This window comes from Bradyrhizobium sp. CCBAU 11361, from assembly GCF_028128935.1.
GTDB lineage: Bacteria > Pseudomonadota > Alphaproteobacteria > Rhizobiales > Xanthobacteraceae > Bradyrhizobium > Bradyrhizobium niftali.
This window is the reverse complement of sequence record NZ_LBJZ01000199.1, coordinates 275,776-292,802: the sequence shown is the minus strand read 5'-3', so window position 1 is coordinate 292,802 and position 17,027 is coordinate 275,776. Positions and strand designations below refer to the sequence as shown.

At 66.3% G+C, this 17,027-nt stretch carries 19 protein-coding genes; 2 read left to right on the top strand and 17 right to left on the bottom strand.

From position 1 onward, the window contains the following. Positions 1 to 8: 8 nt before the first annotated feature. The 9 genes from XI08_RS42895 to XI08_RS42855 all read right to left on the bottom strand — a co-directional run bounded on the left by XI08_RS42895 (position 9) and on the right by XI08_RS42855 (position 8,821). Entirely contained in the window at positions 9 to 1,382 is a 1,374-nt protein-coding gene (locus XI08_RS42895) for an amidohydrolase family protein (protein ID WP_271579040.1), read from the bottom strand. Then, complete coding sequence (locus XI08_RS42890) at positions 1,379 to 2,962, bottom strand: ABC transporter substrate-binding protein (RefSeq protein WP_271579039.1); 1,584 nt, start codon at positions 2,960 to 2,962, stop codon at positions 1,379 to 1,381. The genes XI08_RS42895 and XI08_RS42890 overlap by 4 nt, the downstream gene beginning before the upstream one ends. A gap of 22 nt (positions 2,963 to 2,984) precedes the next feature. Beyond that, complete coding sequence (locus XI08_RS42885; RefSeq protein ID WP_271579038.1) at positions 2,985 to 3,641, bottom strand: aspartate/glutamate racemase family protein; 657 nt, start codon at positions 3,639 to 3,641, stop codon at positions 2,985 to 2,987. A gap of 8 nt (positions 3,642 to 3,649) precedes the next feature. Continuing rightward, positions 3,650 to 4,534 carry a polysaccharide deacetylase family protein gene (locus XI08_RS42880; RefSeq protein ID WP_271579037.1) on the bottom strand — a complete coding sequence of 295 codons (885 nt, stop codon included), beginning with the start codon at positions 4,532 to 4,534 and terminating at the stop codon, positions 3,650 to 3,652. After that, the gene (locus tag XI08_RS42875; protein WP_271579036.1) at positions 4,521 to 5,336 is read right to left on the bottom strand and encodes an ABC transporter substrate-binding protein; all 816 of its coding nucleotides are present in this window, start codon (positions 5,334 to 5,336) and stop codon (positions 4,521 to 4,523) included. The genes XI08_RS42880 and XI08_RS42875 overlap by 14 nt, the downstream gene beginning before the upstream one ends. Positions 5,337 to 5,352: 16 nt before the next feature. Beyond that, a complete protein-coding gene (locus XI08_RS42870) occupies positions 5,353 to 6,117 on the bottom strand; it encodes an amino acid ABC transporter ATP-binding protein (RefSeq protein WP_271579035.1) in 765 nt (254 codons plus the stop codon). After that, the gene (locus XI08_RS42865; protein ID WP_271579034.1) at positions 6,114 to 6,971 is read right to left on the bottom strand and encodes an amino acid ABC transporter permease; all 858 of its coding nucleotides are present in this window, start codon (positions 6,969 to 6,971) and stop codon (positions 6,114 to 6,116) included. The genes XI08_RS42870 and XI08_RS42865 overlap by 4 nt, the downstream gene beginning before the upstream one ends. Next, positions 6,968 to 7,795, bottom strand: a complete 828-nt coding sequence (locus XI08_RS42860; RefSeq protein WP_271579033.1) for an ABC transporter substrate-binding protein — start codon at positions 7,793 to 7,795, stop codon at positions 6,968 to 6,970. Before XI08_RS42860 ends, XI08_RS42865 begins: the two co-directional genes overlap by 4 nt. A 69-nt stretch (positions 7,796 to 7,864) precedes the next feature. After that, a complete protein-coding gene (locus tag XI08_RS42855; protein ID WP_271579032.1) occupies positions 7,865 to 8,821 on the bottom strand; it encodes an N-carbamoyl-D-amino-acid hydrolase in 957 nt (318 codons plus the stop codon). A 151-nt stretch (positions 8,822 to 8,972) separates the two neighbouring features. Between XI08_RS42855 and XI08_RS42850 the strand changes: the two genes are divergently transcribed. After that, the gene (locus XI08_RS42850) at positions 8,973 to 9,899 is read left to right on the top strand and encodes a LysR family transcriptional regulator (protein ID WP_271579031.1); all 927 of its coding nucleotides are present in this window, start codon (positions 8,973 to 8,975) and stop codon (positions 9,897 to 9,899) included. 29 nt (positions 9,900 to 9,928) lie between these two features. Next, the gene (locus XI08_RS42845; protein WP_271579030.1) at positions 9,929 to 10,648 is read left to right on the top strand and encodes a type 1 glutamine amidotransferase; all 720 of its coding nucleotides are present in this window, start codon (positions 9,929 to 9,931) and stop codon (positions 10,646 to 10,648) included. 120 nt (positions 10,649 to 10,768) lie between these two features. Here XI08_RS42845 and XI08_RS42840 read toward each other — a convergent pair whose 3' ends face one another. From XI08_RS42840 to XI08_RS42805, 8 genes are all read right to left on the bottom strand, one after another. Then, on the bottom strand, positions 10,769 to 11,236 hold the full coding sequence (locus tag XI08_RS42840) for a nuclear transport factor 2 family protein (RefSeq protein ID WP_271568761.1): 468 nt from the start codon (positions 11,234 to 11,236) through the stop codon (positions 10,769 to 10,771). A gap of 79 nt (positions 11,237 to 11,315) precedes the next feature. Next, positions 11,316 to 11,720 carry a tol-pal system-associated acyl-CoA thioesterase gene (gene ybgC, locus XI08_RS42835; RefSeq protein ID WP_244550181.1) on the bottom strand — a complete coding sequence of 135 codons (405 nt, stop codon included), beginning with the start codon at positions 11,718 to 11,720 and terminating at the stop codon, positions 11,316 to 11,318. 114 nt (positions 11,721 to 11,834) lie between these two features. Further along, complete coding sequence (locus XI08_RS42830) at positions 11,835 to 12,755, bottom strand: metallophosphoesterase (protein ID WP_271579029.1); 921 nt, start codon at positions 12,753 to 12,755, stop codon at positions 11,835 to 11,837. Between the two features lie 104 nt (positions 12,756 to 12,859). Then, complete coding sequence (locus XI08_RS42825) at positions 12,860 to 13,723, bottom strand: DUF6869 domain-containing protein (protein ID WP_271579028.1); 864 nt, start codon at positions 13,721 to 13,723, stop codon at positions 12,860 to 12,862. 93 nt (positions 13,724 to 13,816) lie between these two features. Then, complete coding sequence (gene ruvB / locus XI08_RS42820; protein ID WP_209312087.1) at positions 13,817 to 14,848, bottom strand: Holliday junction branch migration DNA helicase RuvB; 1,032 nt, start codon at positions 14,846 to 14,848, stop codon at positions 13,817 to 13,819. Between the two features lie 20 nt (positions 14,849 to 14,868). Beyond that, positions 14,869 to 15,486 carry a Holliday junction branch migration protein RuvA gene (gene ruvA / locus XI08_RS42815; RefSeq protein ID WP_271579027.1) on the bottom strand — a complete coding sequence of 206 codons (618 nt, stop codon included), beginning with the start codon at positions 15,484 to 15,486 and terminating at the stop codon, positions 14,869 to 14,871. Beyond that, entirely contained in the window at positions 15,483 to 16,010 is a 528-nt protein-coding gene (gene ruvC / locus XI08_RS42810) for a crossover junction endodeoxyribonuclease RuvC (protein WP_027548336.1), read from the bottom strand. Before ruvC ends, ruvA begins: the two co-directional genes overlap by 4 nt. A gap of 233 nt (positions 16,011 to 16,243) precedes the next feature. Further along, the gene (locus tag XI08_RS42805; protein ID WP_092186776.1) at positions 16,244 to 16,990 is read right to left on the bottom strand and encodes a YebC/PmpR family DNA-binding transcriptional regulator; all 747 of its coding nucleotides are present in this window, start codon (positions 16,988 to 16,990) and stop codon (positions 16,244 to 16,246) included. Between the last annotated feature and the right edge of the window lie 37 nt (positions 16,991 to 17,027).

The window sequence follows — 17,027 nt, the reverse complement described above, 5'->3', positions numbered from 1 at the left end:
AGCGGCGCTCAGCCGTTGAACGCGGCCTGCGCCTCCGGCAGGTCCCAGATCTTGCCGATCGCGGCGGTGCCCGCCGCCGTAATCGCACCCTCGTCAGCGCCGAGATAGCGGCCGGCATCGACCAGCACGCGACCGTCGATCATGACCTGGTCGATATTGGCACGGTTGGCGAGCGCGATCAGCGCGCGGCGCGGGTCGAATAACGGCTGGAGATGCGGATGGGTCAGATCGACCACGGTGAGGTCGGCGGTCGCGCCCGGCTCGATCCGGCCGAGGTCCGGCCGCTTGATGACGTCGGCGGCCACGGCCGTGTTCGCCTCGATCAGCTCCGGCGAATTGGCGACATCGGCGCGCTGGGACGTGATCTTGGAGATCAGCGAGGCGGCATTGAGCTCGCCGAGCAGATCCATGTTGTAACCGTCGGTGCCGACCACGGTGCGCACGCCGTGCTCCGCAAACCGGCTGAACGCCGCGGTGACGCCGGCGCGCGCGAACACGCGCGGACAGTTCAGCACGGTCATGCCGCGCGCGGCCATCAGCTTGAGGTCGTCGTCGGTGCTGAACATGCAATGCGCCGCCATGAGATCGGGCGCGAGCAGGCCGAGCCAGTCCAGATATTGCGCCGGCGTGCGGCCGCCATAGCGCTTGCCGATGGTCTCGACCTCGGCACGGCTCTGCGCCATATGCGTCGTGACGGGAACGCCGAGCTCGCGCGCCCGCGCCGCGCAGGCCTTGAGCAGATCGGGGCCGCAGGTGTCGGTGGCGTGCGGGCTCATCGCGAGGCTGATGCGGCCATCGCCGCGATTATTCCAGCGTTGATAGAGCGCATCCCAGGTCGCCATGTCGGCGGTGCCGTCATCGCCGGAATATTGCACGACGCCGTCCGGCCCCGCCTTGGCGTCGGAGGTGGAGAAGAGGTATGGCGCGCCGTAGAAGCGGATGCCCATCTCTTCCGCCGCGTCGAACATCTCGGGGATCGAATTGCGGAACGGCTCCATCACCGTGGTGGCGCCGCCCTTCAGGAGCTGGAGGATGCCGAGCCGGGCGACTGCCATGCGCTCCTCCGCCGACAGGATATCGGCGCCGCGTTTGGTCAGCGGCAGCAGCACCGTGTAGACGATGCTTTGGTTGTTCTTGCGGCCGTTGCCGTCCTCGCTGTGGCTGCGCGCCACCGCTTCGGAGAAGCAGTGGTTGTGCAGGTTCAACAGGCCCGGCAGCACGAAGCGGCCGGGGCGATCGTAAGTTCGATCAGCGCTCGGCTTGTCGCGCGTGATTGCGGCGATCCTCTTGCCTTCGACCAGGACCCAATGGTCGCGCAGCACATCCTGCGCGCCGTTTTTCCGTGACAGCACATAGCTGCCGAAAATTGCGATCGTGCTCATGCGGGGCGTACGTTCCAGAAGACGGCCGTGCCGTCGAGAATGCCGGTGATGGCCTTGCGATAGGCGGTCGGCTGCTTGTACAGGCCGATCGGAATATAGGGAATTTCCTCGAACGCGACCGCCTGGATCTCGCGGCAGATGCGCTGCTGCTCGGCAAGCTGGGAGGCCGCCAGCCACTGGCTGCGCAACGCCCCCATCTTCTCGCTCGCATACCAGCCGGCGACCTTGCCCTCGCCGCGGATGTTGGTGTTGCCGGCCGGATTGAGCCAGTCGATGCCCTGCCAGTTGCCGACCGCAGCACTCCAGCCGCCCTGCCCGATCGGGTCCTTCTTGAGCTGGCGCTGCAAGACGACAGCGAAGTCGAGTCCGGCATATTCGACGTTCATGCCGGCCTTGCGCAAGCTGTCGACCGCGATCTCGCCGAGCGGCTTCTGCGCGAGCGAGTTGGTGGGGACGAGCAGCACGATCTTCTCGCCATTATACCCGGCCGCCTTCAGATCCGCCTTCACCTTGGCGTAGTCGCGCGGGCCGCGGAACACGTCGAGACCGACCTCGCTCGCCATGGGCGTCCCCGGCGCAAAGTAGCCAATCGGCGACACCTGGAAGGCCGGATCGGTGCCGGCGACCGCGGTCATGAAGGCGGACTGGTCGATCGCACCCAGCAGCGCGCGGCGGATCGCGGGATTGTCGAACGGCGGCTGGAGATGATTGAGGCGCAGCATGCAGGCATAGCCTCTGGGATCGAGGATGCGCGTGTCGATGTCGCCGGCCGCCTTGATCACCGGCAACAGGTCGTGCGGCGTGGTTTCCTGCCAGTCCTGCTCGCCGGTCTGGAGCGCAGCGACGCCGGTGCCGGCATCGGGCGTCGTGGTCCAGACCACGCGGTCGTAATGCACGATCTTCGGTCCCGCCGTCCAATCCGGCTTGCCGTCGGTGCGCGGCTGGTAGCGCTCGAACTTGGCGTAGGCATTGCGCGCGCCCTGCACGCGCTCGTCGGCGAGATAGCGGAACGGGCCGCTGCCGATGACTTCGGTCAGCGGCTTGAACGGATCCTGGCTCGCCAGCCGCTCCGGCATCATGAAGCACGCATTGATCGCGGCTTTGCCGAGCGCCTGCGGCAGCAGCGGGAACGGACGCTTGAGGCGAAAGCGGATAGTGCGGTCGTCGGCGGCCGAGAGCTCGGCGGTCGCCTCCATCAACTCGCCGCCAAAGCCGTCGCGCGCCGCCCAGCGGCGGATGCTCGCAACGCAGTCGCGGGCGAGCACGCGTTCGCCGTCATGCCAGAACAGGGCATCACGCAAGCTGAGATCCCACTGCAGCCCGTCACCGGAGATGACATGGCCCGACAGCATCTGCGGCGAGACCTGGAGCGAGGAGCTCATGCCGTAGAGCGTGTCGTAGACCATGAAGCCATGGTTTCGCGACACCTGCGCGGTCGAATAGATGGGATCGACGAAGGCAAGGTCGATCACGGGGATGAAGCGCAGCGTGCTCTGGGATTCAGCACGGACGATGCCCGGCAGCGAAAGCGCCGGCATGGCGGCGGCGGCCTTGAGGAGCGAGCGGCGGGAGATGGGCATTACAAGAGGCTCCTGACGGACCTTACGTATTCAACAAGACCGCGCCGATCGCGGCGGCTACCGCCTGCTGCGCCGGCTCGACCACGGGCACGCCGATCGCCTCCGCAATCGCCGCGCGATGCGAGGCCATGCCGGCGCAGCCCATCACCACGACATCGGCGCGGCACTGCGTGACCAGCGCGCGGCCGGCGTCGATCAACCGGCCGCGGATGTCGGCGCCTGCCGTCTCCGCCGCGCTCGCGCCGACCGACCAGCTTCCGGCATAGCGGCTGTCGACGCCCATCACCCGCACCATGCGCTGCTGGCGGCGGATGCTCGACGGCGACAGCGCGATGACGCCGAAACGCTCGCCGAGCATCAGCGCGCGAAAGATGCCGCATTCGGCGATGCCCAACACTGGACGGCCGCCGGCGGCCTCGCGCACCGCATGCAGGCCGGGATCGCTGAAGCAGGCGAGCACAAAGGCATCCGCATCGTCGTGCGCGACGCGATTGACCAGCGGCATGACCACGCTGTCGGCATCGCGCTGCGAGCTGATGCCCGGCGGCCCCTCGGCAAGGCCGACCACCTCGATATCAGGTCCGCCGGCGATCCGCAGCGGCGCAACGGCGGCGTCGATCGCCGCCGTCACCGACGCCGAGGAGTTGGGGTTGATGACGAGGATGCGGCGGCGGGTCATGGCTTGGCTCAACGGTTGCCGGCCTCGTGGCGCAGGAAGTTGGCCGCGATCTTCTCGCCGGTGGTGATCCAGACGTCCGGGCACGACTTTGCGTAGGTCAGGAACTCGCGCAGCAGGCGCAGCCGCATCGGACGGCCGCTGCATTGCGGATGCAGCACCGTCGTCACCATCGCGCCCCAGTCGCGCACTTCGTCCAGCTCGTCCTTCCAGAGCGAGAGCACATGCTCCTTGGGGAAGATCGAGCGCGGGCTGAAGCGCGCGGACAGGCCGTGCATCCAGTCGTCATAGCTCGCGGTCACCGGCAGCTCGATCGTGCCCGGCTTGCCGTCGGCGAGGCGATGGCGGTAGGGCCTGACGTCGTCGCGGAACGAGGACGAGTAGACGATGCCGTGCCGCACCAGCGCGACGCGCAGCTCCTCGGTGAACTCGCCGTAGGGCGCGCGATAGCCGGTCGGCTTGACGCCGAGCCGGCGTTTCAGCGCCTCGAAGCCGCGCTCCAGCTCCTCCTCGATCCAGGGATCGCCGGGATCGGGCAAGAGATGGTGATAGCCATGATGGCCGATCTCATGACCGGCCTTGAGAATGGACTCCGCCATCGCCGGATGCGCGTCGACCGACCAACCCGTGACGAAGAAGGTCGCCTTGAGATCGAGCTGGTCGAGCAGCTCCAGAAGTTTCGGCGTGCCGACGCGGGCCTCGTAGCCGCCATAGCTCATGGTGATGAGCCGCTGCGCGTGCACGGCGTCCTTGCTGGTCCACGCGCTCTCCGCGTCCACGTCGAACGACAGGAACATCGCCGACTTGTACGGCTTGGGCCAGGGGTATTCCGGCGCGAGATCCGCAGTGTTGGCCGGAACGAGCGGAATGCTCTTGAGTGCCTTACTGTCCAGCATTGATGGTCGCCTTCTCTAATCCGTTGTCGTTGAGTTTCCACTTGGCAAGCAGGGTACGATACGTTCCGTCGGCGATCAGCGCATCGACCGCCTCGAGAATGGCCTGCTGAAGTGCCTTTTCCTTGACCGGCAGGGCGATGCCCGTGAACTGCGTAGCGAACGGCTCGCCGACCGGCGCATAAGTGCCCGGCTCGAGGTCCATCAGGTAGGGCAGCGTCTCGTTGCCCTGCACGGCGGCGTCGATACGGCCCTGCCTGAGCTGCGTGCGCGCATCCGCCGAGCCGTCGGTGCCGACGAACTGGATCGGATTGCTGCCGCAGTTCTTCTGGCTCCACTTGTCGATCTCGGCCGGAAACATGGTCCGGCGGCTGGCGCCGACCTTCTTGCCGCACAGCGCAGCCATGTCCTTGAACTCGGACGCACGGGACTGCTGTACGAAGAATTTTGGACCGCTACGCAGATAATCGACGAAGGACGCGATCTCGTGCCGGCTCGCATAGTCGGTGAAGCCGGACAGGATGGCATCCACCCGCCCCGTCGAAATCGACGGCATGAACTCGGCAAAGCTGGTCTCGGTCCATTCGATCTTGACGCCGAGCTTGCGGCCGATCGCCTCGCCGAGATCGACGTCGAATCCGGACAGCGCATTGGTGGCGGGATCGCGGAACTCCATCGGCGGATAGTTCGGCACCAGCGCCACCTTGAGACTGCCGCGCTTGGCGATCTCCGCCGGCAGCTCGATCGCCATCACCGATGCGCTCATGGCACCCAAGAACGCCGCCGCAGCCAAAAGCCTCTTCATCACCACACCCCCTATGTCAGATCACTGCCGAAAGAAATGCCTTGGTGCGCTCCTCGCGCGGCGTACCCAACACGTCGGAGGCGCGGCCCTGCTCGACGATCGCGCCCTGGTCCATGTAGACGACGCGGTCGGCGACCTCGCGCGCGAAGCCGAGCTCATGCGTCACCACCATCATGGTCATGCCGCTCTTCGCCAGCTCCTTCATCACCGCAAGCACCTCGCCGACGAGCTCGGGATCGAGCGCGCTGGTCGGCTCGTCGAACAGCATCAGCATCGGCTTCATGGCGAGCGCCCGCGCAATCGCCACGCGCTGCTGCTGGCCGCCGGAGAGCTGCGCCGGATATGAATCGGCCTTGGCCGCAAGCCCGACGCGACGAAGCAGCTCGAGCGCCTCGGCGCGCACCTCGTCCGATTTGCGCCCCTGAACCTGTGTCGGGCCTTCGGTGATGTTCTCCAGCGCGGTCTTGTGCGGAAACAGATTGAAGCGCTGGAACACCATGCCGGTTTTCAGCCGCTGCCGCCCGATCTCGCGCTCGCTAAGCCTATGAAGCCGTCCGCCCTGCTCGCGCACACCCAGGAGCTCGCCGTCGAGCCAGATGCCGCCACTGTCGATCGCGGCGAGCTGGTTGATGCAGCGAAGCAGCGTTGTCTTGCCCGAGCCGGAAGCGCCGATCAGGCACATCACCTCGCCGGGCCAGACGTCGAGCGAGACGTTCTTGAGAGCCCGAAACTCTCCAAAATTCTTGCTGACGGAGCGGATCGCGACGAGAGGTTTTGTCATCGCGCAAGCCGCAATGTGCCGCGTGCAAAACGGCGTTCGAGCAACATCTGGAGCGGCGTCAGGATCGAGACCACGAGCAGATACCAGAGCCCGGCGACGATCAGCAGCTCGATGACGCGGGAATTGGCGTAGTAGATATTTTCGGCGTTGTGCAGCAATTCCGGATACTGGATGACGCTCGCGAGCGAGGTCGCCTTCACCATGCCGATGAACTCGTTGCCGAGCGGCGGGATCACCACGCGCATCGCCTGCGGCAGCACGATCCGCCGCAACGCGCGCAGCCGTCCCATGCCGATCGCCTGCGCGGCCTCATATTGCCCGATATCGACCGACAGCATGCCGGCGCGCATCACCTCGGAGGTGTAGGCGCCCTGGTTGATGCCGAGCCCGAGCAGCGCGGCGAGAAACGGCGTCATGACGTCGACGGCGCGCGCGCTCCACAGGCCCGGAATGCCGATGGTCGGAAACACCAGCGCGAGGTTGAACCACAGCAGCAGTTGCAGGATCAGCGGCGTGCCGCGGAACAGCCAGGTGTAGCCGGCGGCCACCGTCTTCAGCACCGGATTGGGCGACAGCCGCATGATCGCGACGACGATGCCGAGCACGATGCCGAGCGCCATCGCCAGCACCGCCATCACCATGGTGTTGACGATGCCTTCGAGGATGACCTTTACCGTCAGGAAGCGGCTGACATAGGACCATTCGATCTGACCGTTCGCAAAGGCGCGCGCAATCGCCGCCAGAACGAGGACGATCAGGGCCGCGCTGAACCAGCGAAACCAGTGCGGCTCGCGCGCGACCCGCATCCCCGACAGATCAGGGAAACCCTCCGCGAGTGCCGGCGCCGGCTTCATTGCGGCGCCGCGTTCAGCATGGGCTGGGCGACCGCATTCGCGCCAAGGCCCCATTTGTCGAGAATGGCCTTGTAGGCGCCATCGGCGATCATTGCGGTGAGCTTCTCGGTCACCACCTCGCGCAGGGCCGAATCGTCCTTGCGGATCATGATGCCTTGATAGCCCTTGGCGAAGGCCTCGCCGACAATGCGGTATTTGCCTGGCTCTTGTGTCTGCGCATAAGGCAGCGTCTCGCTGCCCTGCACGGCGGCGTCGATGCGGCCCTGCTTGAGCTGGTTGCGCACGTCGATCGAGTTCTCGCCCGGCACGTACTGGATCGCCGGCTTGCCGGCCGTCTCGCAATTCTGCTTGCTCCACTTCTCGATCTCGACCGGGAAGCTTGTGCTGCGCGTGGTGCCGACCTTCTTGCCGCAGAGATCGGTCGCCGCCTTCGCCTCGCTCTCCGCCGTCACGAAGAACTGTGGGCCGGTCGCGAGATAATCGACGAAATCGGCGGTCTCGCGCCGCGAGGCGCGGTCCGAGATGCCGGAGATGATGAAATCCGCGCGCTTGGTCTGCAAGGACGGGATCAACTCGGCGAACGGCGTCTCGCTCCAGACGATCTTGAGGCCGCCGAGCCGCTTGGCGAGCTCGTTCGCGAGATCGATATCGAGCCCGACCAGCTCGTTGGTCGCGGGATCGCGATATTCCATCGGCGCGTAGGTCGAGTTGACCGTGAGCTTCAACGCGCCCGCCTGCTTGATCTCCGCCGGCAGTTCGGCGGCTTGCGCGGAGGCGACTGCGGCCAGTGCGGCAAGGCCGAGAGAAAGCGAGAGGCGTGTCATGTCAGCTCCAATCTTTTCCTTTGCCGATCTTTCCCTTTTGACGACGCTTGCCAGCGCCGTGCCACCTGTTCAGTCCGCGTCGAGAACGGCCGGCTCGATGACGCCGGCGCGTTCGGTGATCACCCTGTATTGCTCGGGCCGCCGGTGGGCGGCGAAATTGAACATCTTGTCCTTGCCCTGGCGGCAGAGGTCGAGATCGATGTCGGCAACGATCACCTCGTCCGCCAGCGTCTGCGCCTGCGCGACGATGCAGCCGTTGGGATCGACGATGCAGGAGCCGCCGATCAGCCCGGAGCCGTCCTCCTCGCCCGCCTTCGCCACCGAGATCGCCCAGGTCGCGTTCATGTAGGCATTGGCCTGCGTCACCAGTGTCGAGTGGAAGGTGCGCAAGGCGCCGTCTTCGGTGGTGCCTCCATTCGGATCGTAGGCCGCCGAATTGTAGCCGATGCAGACGAGCTCGACGCCCTGCAGGCCGAGCACGCGCCAGGATTCCGGCCAGCGGCGATCGTTGCAGATCATCATGCCCATGATGGCGTGGGCCCAGGCCGATCCGGCGCGGAAGGCGGGAAAGCCGAGATCGCCATATTCGAAATAGCGCTTCTCCAGCTGCTGGTAGCGCGCGCCCGGACGCGGCTCGACCGAGCCCGGCAGATGCACCTTGCGATAGCGGCCGAGAATCTCGCCGTCACGATCGACCAGGATGGCGCAATTGTAGCGGCGGCCGTCGGGCGTCAGCTCGGCATAGCCGACATAGAAGCCGACGCGGAGCGCACGCGCACGGGCGAACAGCTTCGCCACGGCCGGGTTCGGCATGCCGCGCTCGAAATAATGGTCGAGCGCTTCGCCTTCGAGCAGCCAGCGCGGAAAGAAAGTGGTGAAGGCAAGCTCCGGAAACACCACGAGGCTGGCACCGCGGCCGGCGGCCTCCTCCAGCAGTGCAAGCATGCGCGAGAGCGTATGCTCACGCGAGTCTGCTTTCTGCGTCGGGCCCATCTGGGCGGCGGCGGCGCGAAGGACACGAACCAAGATTGCCTCCAATCTGTGCGCAGTGCTGCCTCAATGGGCGAATGAACCCTTTGATGCGACGTGCAAATCCGCGTCCATTACGCGGAAGCGGGGCTGCAAAATCAATTCGTTCTGTTATGATCTTTTGGCCCAGAGTATAACCGGCAGTGATATGAACCTGCGTCAGCTCGAGATCCTGCGCGCCGTCATCCGCCACCGCACCACGGTCGCGGCGGCGGACGAGCTGGCACTGTCGCAGCCCGCGGTCAGCAATGCGCTCAAGACGATGGAGGCACAGGCGGGGTTTGCGCTGTTCGAGCGCGTCAACAACCGGCTGTTTCCGACTGCCGAAGCGATGGCGCTCTACAAGGAGAGCGAGGCGATCTTCGCGCTGCACGCAAAACTCGAGAACCGCGTACGCGACCTGCGCGAGAACCGGTCCGGACATCTTGCGATCGTGGCAACCCCGCCGCTTGCCTACAGCATCATCCCGTCCGCGCTATCCAGCTTCCTGCGCCGCCGCCCAGAGACGCGCGTCTTCTTCGACGTGCGGCGCTACGAGGGCATCATCGAGGGCGTGCTCAGCCGTGTCGCCGAGCTCGGCTTCGCGCTCGGGCTGACGCATCATCCCGGCATCGCGCATGAGGTGGTGCACACCGGCGAGATGGTGTGCGTGCTGCCGCCGCAGCATCCGCTCGCCGACAGGCCCGCGATCTCGGCGGCGGATCTGTCCGGCCTGCCCTTCATCGGGCTCGAGCGCGGCACGCGGCTCGGCGAGGCCGTGCGCGACAGCTTTGCCCGTGCCGGTGCGCCGTTCCAGCCGACGGTCGAGGTGCGCTACTGCAACACCGCCTGCGTGCTCTCCGCCGCCGGCGTCGGTGCCGCGGTGGTCGATCCGTTCTCGCCGCGGCAGAACGGCGGCAATGGCCTCGTCGTCCGGCCTTTCACGCCGACGACCCACGCGGTCGCCTACATGCTGTGGTCGGAAGCCGAGCCGCTGTCACGCCTCGCCAAGGCCTTTCTCAACGAGGTGCGAAAGGAGAGCGCGCTGCTGGAAAGCACAGCGCCACACCAGCAACATGGGGCAGATAGCGACTGAGCTTCGCAACCTTTTACCTTGGGGGGCAGATGGCACGCATCACCATCATCGAGACGGGAAAAGTTCCGCAAAAATATCGCGAACGCCACGGCTCGTTTCCCGACATGTTCGAGCGCATGGTCCGCGCCGAGGATCCGACAGCCACGGTCGACGTGGTCAGCATCCCGAACGGTGACACGCTTCCCGATCCTGGCAAGCTCGAAGCCGTGCTGATCACCGGCGCGGCCGCCGGCGTCTATGACGGGCTCGACTGGATCGCGCCGCTCGAGGACTTTGTCCGTAAAGCCTACGCCAGCAAGACGCCGATGGTCGGCGTCTGCTTCGGCCATCAACTGATTGCGCAGGCGCTCGGCGGCACCGTGCGCAAGTCCGAGAAGGGCTGGGGCATCGGCCGGCATGTCTATCAGGTGCTGCCGGAGAACGGCGTCGTCGAAGGCGAAGCGGTCGCCATCGCCGCCTCACACCAGGACCAGGTGATCGAGCCACCGAACGAAGCGCTGACGATCCTCTCATCCGAGTTCACCCCGCATGCCGGCCTGCTCTACGCCAACGGCGCGACCTTGACCGTGCAGCCGCATCCCGAGTTCGACGTGGAGTTCGCCGAAGTGTGCTGCGCACTGCGCGACGGCAAGGCGCCGGAGGATGTGGTTGCCACTGCGAGGGCATCGCTGGCAGAGCCGCTGGACAACGCAAAGCTCGGCGGGGCGATTGCGCGGTTTCTGGCGCGCAAATCTCTCCCCTCATCCTGAGGAGCGCGCTCTCGCGCGCGTCTCGAAGGATGAAGGCCCGGATGCGGCAGCAGGGCCTGCATGGTTCGAGACGCCGCTTCGCGGCTCCTCACCATGAGGATTGAGAGTTGCTTGCGCGGCTCAGAACGGGTCAGTCCCCAGCCCCGCCACATCCGCCGGCCGCGGCCCCGGCGCGGGCCAATGAAACCGGCGGTCCTTCTCGGCAATCATGATGTCGTTGATCGACGCCTCGCGCCGCTTCATCAGGCCGTGCTCGTCGAACTCCCACTGCTCGTTGCCGTAGGAGCGATACCACTGGCCGCTCGCATCGTGCCACTCGTACTGGAAGCGCACGGCGATGCGGTTGCCGTCGAAGGCCCAGAGGTCCTTGATCAGGCGGTAGTCGTGCTCCTTCTCCCATTTGCGAGTGAGGAAGGCGACGATGGCCTCGCGGCCCTGGAAGACTTCCGAGCGATTGCGCCAGCGGCTGTCCTCGGTATAGGCGAGCGAAACGCGCACCGGGTCGCGTGAATTCCAGGCGTCCTCCGCCATGCGGGCCTTTTGCGCGGCGGTCTCTTTCGTGAAGGGCGGAAGCGGCGGGCGCGACATGATGGCCTCATCGGTTGGTCGGGGCCGCAAATCTATCGCCGCAGCCGGCGGAGTCGAGTGGCCATCACCAATCGGGCGATCACGAAATCAGATCGGCCTTCATCAACGTGCGGATCGATTTCGGGATCGGCTGGGCACGGCCGCCGCTGATGAAGGCGACGCGCACCTCGGCCTTGACCAGCACATCCTCGCCGCGCCGGACCTCCTGTGCGAGCATGATGGAGGCCCCCTTCACCGCGACCGGCCAGGTCACGACGTCGAGCACGTCGTCCATCCGCGCGGGCTTGAGGAAATCGAGGTGCATCGAGCGCACCACGAAGGCGAAGCCGGCATCCTCCGTCGCGGGCTGCTCGAACAGCGCCTGCTGCTCGGCACCCATCAGCCGCAGGTGATTGGTGCGCCCGCGCTCCATGAAGCGCAGATAATTGGCGTGATAGACGATGCCGGAGAAATCCGTGTCCTCGTAGTAGACGCGGACCTGCATGTGATGGCGGCCGTCGCGGATCTCGCCGTCGAGATGGGCAGTCACGTCGCGTGCCTCTTCGCTATTTGCTACCGGCCCGTTTTGCGCAAAAACGGCCGGCCGTGCAAGCGCAGGCTACGCCACTGCCGGCCCCGTCCTCCCCAGCGTCACCTCGACGATCTCCGGCGGCACGCCGACACGGAGCGGCATGATGCTGCAACCGAGGCCGCCGGAGATGATGACGTCGCATTTCAGCCTGACATGACCATAGGCGAGCCGGAGGCCGTGCTGCCGGGGAACTGCCGGCGACCAGCCGAGCAGCCGGACCTGGCCGCCATGGGTGTGGCCGGACAGTTGCAGCGCGACGCGCGCGGGCACGCGCGGGGCGATGTTGGGCTCGTGCGCGAGCAGGATGATCGGCGCGTCGTCCGTGACCTTGGCGAGCGTCGCGGCGAGATCGTCGGCGCCGACGCGCCCGGTGCGCCGGAAGCGCCGCGCCGGCAGAAAGGCGAGCTGATCGCCGAGGCCGGCGAGCCAGAACGGGCGGCCGTCCTTGGTGAGACGCACGGCGTCGTTCTCGTAGACGGGGATGCCGGCCGCCTCCAGCGCACGATGCGCCACCGTCGGGCCATACCCGGCCTGCTGCACGGCCCTGTCCACCCAATAATCGTGATTGCCCATGACGGCATGGACGCCGAGCGGCGCTTTCAGGCCCGCGAGCACCCTGGCCCATTCGTTCGCGGGAATGATGCGCGTGACCTGGTGAAGTCCGGCGACATAGTCGCCGAGCAGCACGATGAGGTCGGCGTTCAACCCATTGGTGCGGTCGACGATGGCCTCGATCCGCTCCAGCGACATCCAGGGATCGCAGGCATGGACGTCGGCGATCACGGCGATCTTGAGCGGCAGATCCGCCGGCCATTGCCGCGGGGTCGGACGATAGCGGGTGACGCCGAGCCGCAGCACCGGCTCGATACCGACGCCGTAGGCGGCGGTCGAGACACCGAGGGCGGACAGGCCGCCGAAGGAACGGATGAGATGACGGCGCGTGATCATGGAAGTCCGCTTCTGCTACGGCATCTTGATGCGGGCCGATTGAAGCGGAATTGGGGTTGGCTCGTGCAGACCGCCTGCATCTCGGTGCAGACGGTCTGCACAGGCTACCATCGGCTCTCGCCGACCAGCGCATCCAGCCGCGCCTTCAATTCGTCGGGCGCACGGTAGTACCAGACGCCGCCGAGCAGATCGCGAAAACGTGCGTCGGCGCGCGCCTCGCGCTCGATGCGGTCGATCGTCCCGACGCTGATCACGTCTTCGAGGGGACCGGCGGCCAGCAGCGACAGCAGCACCGGGTTGGACTCGATCTTGAGGATCTCCAGGATCAGGTCGATCATCCTGTCGGGATCGTCCTCGCGCAGGTCGCGCTCGAAATCCATGATCGCGAACAGATTGTCGTCCTGGTCGCGCTCGGATCTGGAATATTGCTCGACCCAGGCGCGCGCGAGCTCGGCGACCGACATGTTGGCGCAATCGAGCGGTTCGCGCGGCGTGCGCTGCGCCAGATGGTCGGCATGCCACGCCTCGCGATCGGCGAGGCCTGCAATACGCGACATCGAGGGATCGTCGGGACCGACATGCACGCCGCCCAGCAGCCAGCGCAGCCGGTCATTGTGCGCGGCTTCCTGCTCGACACGCGCCATCACCTCCGTGCCATGCGCATAGAATAGCGCCAGCAGGAACTTGTCGTTGAGCTGCATCACCGTCGGCTTGTCGGTCTCGGTCTTGAGAACATCGAGCACGAGATCGAGCGCGGCTTGCGGCCTGCGATGCGGCAGATGATCGAAATAGACCTTGATGGCCCAGATGCTGCCGACCTGGTCGCGACGGCTGACGCGCTGAAGCGCGCACCACATCGACGCCAGCTCGCCGAGCGGCATCGAATCCAGCAGCGCCTCGGTCTCGTCGGGCGTGCGCAGCTGCGGCGCGATGGTCTTGAGCAGCCTCGTGTCGTCCGTCGGCGCCATTCCTTCCCACTCCAGTCCGTGTGCGGCGATCATGTTCGCCGCGCGTTCGGATTAGTGCCGGGATGGAACCGGTGGGTTCATCGACTGCGGCGATCAGTCGTCGCTTTCGTCGGTGCCGAACAGGCCGAACTGTGCCGCATCGCGATTGGGTTCGGCGAGGCCAAGATGGCGGAAGGCGTGCGAGGTGAGCAGCCGGCCGCGCGGGGTGCGCTGGAGATAGCCGCACTGGATCAGATAGGGCTCGATGATGTCCTCGATCGCATCGCGCGGCTCGGAGAGCGCTGCGGCCATCGTCTCGACACCGACGGGACCGCCGCCATAGTTCATCGCGATGGTCGTGAGATAGCGGCGGTCCATGGCATCCAGGCCCGCGGCGTCGACCTCGAGCGCACTGAGTGCGTGATCGGCGATCTTGCGATCGATCGTGTCGGCATTCGCCGCCGAAGCAAAATCGCGCACGCGCCGGAGCAGGCGCCCGGCGATACGCGGCGTGCCGCGGGCGCGGCGCGCGATCTCGTTGGCGCCATCCGCGCTCATGCCGACGTTCAGCACGCGCGCGCCGCGGCTGACAATGCTCTCCAATTCCTCGATGGTGTAGAAATTGAGCCGGACCGGAATGCCGAAGCGATCGCGCAAGGGATTGGTGAGCAGGCCCGCACGCGTCGTGGCGCCGACGAGGGTGAATTTCGACAGCTCGATCTTCACCGAGCGCGCCGCCGGGCCCTCGCCGATGATGAGGTCGAGCTGAAAATCCTCCATCGCGGGATAGAGCACTTCCTCCACCGCCGGGCTCAGGCGATGGATCTCGTCGATGAAGAGCACGTCGCGCTCTTCGAGATTGGTCAGGAGCGCTGCGAGATCGCCGGCCTTGGCAATCACGGGACCCGATGTGGCGCGAAAGCCGACGCCGAGCTCCTTGGCCACGATCTGCGCCAGCGTGGTCTTGCCGAGGCCCGGGGGACCTACGAACAGCACGTGATCCAGCGCCTCGCCGCGCTTGCGCGCGGCCTCGATGAAGATCGAGAGATTCTTGCGGGCCTGCTGCTGGCCCACGAAGTCGGACAACGATTGCGGGCGCAGCGCGGTGTCGCCGACGTCATCGCTGCGGCGCTCGGGCGAAACCATGCGGTTGGCCTTGGGATCGCTCACTTCGCGAGTTCCTTCAGGCCGAGGCGAATGAGCTGCGCCGTCTCGGCGCCCTCACCCGCGCTGCGCGAGGCCGACGCAATGGCGGCCGCCGCCTGCGGCTGGCCGTAACCGAGATTGACCAGCGCGGAGATCGCATCCGCGACTGGCCGCGGCGCGCGCTGGTCGTCGACGGCGCCGGCAAGGTGCACCACGGCGGGATCGACATTGGCGAAGGCCGGCGCCTTGTCCTTCAATTCGGTGACGATGCGCTCGGCAACCTTGGGGCCGACGCCGGGCGTGCGTGCCACCGCGGCCTTGTCGCGCAGGGCAATCGCATTGGCGAGGTCGGACGGCGCCAGCGTGCCGAGTACCGCGAGCGCGACCTTGGCGCCGACGCCCTGCACGGTCTGGAGCAGGCGAAACCATTCGCGCTCCTGGTCGGTGCGGAAGCCGAACAGTTTGATCTGGTCCTCGCGGACATAGGTCTCGATCGACAGCACGGCGGCTTCGCCCGGCGAGGGCAGATGCTGCAGCGTGCGCGTCGAGCAATGCACCTGGTAGCCGACGCCGCCGACGTCGAGGATGACATAGTCCTCGCCGTAGGAATCGATCAGGCCCTTGAGCTTGCCAATCATATCCCCACCACCTTCAGCCTGAGCGCGGTGCTCTGGCGGTGGTGGGCGTGGGTGATGGCGATAGCGAGCGCGTCGGCGGCGTCCGCTGACGGCGGCTCGGCTTTCGGCAGCAATATCTTCAGCATCATCGCGATCTGTTGCTTGTCGGCATGGCCGGCACCGACCACGGTCTTCTTCACCTGGTTCGGCGCGTATTCGGCGACGCTGATGCCGAACATTGCGGGCGCCAGCATGGCGACGCCGCGGGCCTGGCCGAGCTTCAGGGTGGCAACGCCGTCCTTGTTGACAAAGGTCTGCTCGACCGCGGCTTCCATCGGCTTGTGATCGGACAGAACGGCCGCGAGCCCTTCATGGATCGCGAGCAGGCGGCTGGACAGCGGCAGGTCGTCCGGCGGTTCCACCGAGCCGCAGGCGACATAGATCAGGCGGTTGCCCTCGGCCTCGATCACGCCCCAGCCGGTACGGCGCAGGCCGGGGTCGATGCCGATGATGCGAACGGGGCCACGAATCGGGAGCGCAGTCATGGGCCAGTGATAGCGGCTGGCTGCCTGGAGCGAAACAGAAACAGAACGAAAGTAACAGGGGAAGTGGGTTCGCGGTGATGGTCGGACGGCGCCCGCCCTACACTCCGGCGTCATACCCCGCGAAAGCGGGGTATCCAGTACGCTCCGGCTTCTCCGTATCCATCCGGCGTCTCTGGAATACTGGGTCGCCCGGTCAAGCCGGGCGACGACAGCGGAGTTTGGAATTAACGGCCCTACCCGCCCATCTTCGCCATCAGCGCGTCCGACACCTCGAAATTGGCGTAGACGTGCTGGACGTCGTCGTGCTCGTTGAGCAGGTCCATCAGCTTGAGCAGCTTCTCGCCGGTCTCGTCGTCCACGGCGACCGTGTTCTGCGGCTTCCAGATCAGCGCGGCCTTGCGCGGCTCGCCGAACTTGGCTTCCAGCGCCTTGGCGACGTCGCGATAGCCTTCGGTCGAGGCGTAGATCTCGTGGCCGCCTTCGCCCGAGATCACGTCGTCGGCGCCGGCCTCGATCGCAGCATCCAGCACCGCGTCGTCGGAGGCGACGCTGCGGTCGTATTCGATGATGCCGGTGCGGTCGAACATGAAGGAGACCGAGCCGGTTTCGCCGAGGTTGCCGCCGGACTTGGTGAAGAAGGAGCGGATGTCGGAAGCGGCGCGGTTGCGGTTGTCGGTCAGCGCCTCGACGATGACGGCGACGCCGCCGGGGCCATAGCCCTCGTAGCGGATCTCGTCATAGTTCTCGCCGTCGCTGCCGAGCGCCTTCTTGATCGCGCGCTCGATATTGTCCTTCGGCATGTTCTCCTGGCGCGCGGCGATCACGGCGGCGCGCAGGCGCGGGTTCATGGCGGGGTCGGGCGTCCCCAGCTTGGCGGCGACGGTGATTTCCCGCGCCAGCTTGCCGAACAGCTTCGACTTCTGGGCATCCTGCCGCCCCTTGCGGTGCATGATGTTCTTGAATTGGGAATGTCCGGCCATGCGTGGTCTCGTAAAGGAATCGTCAGCCAAGGTGAGT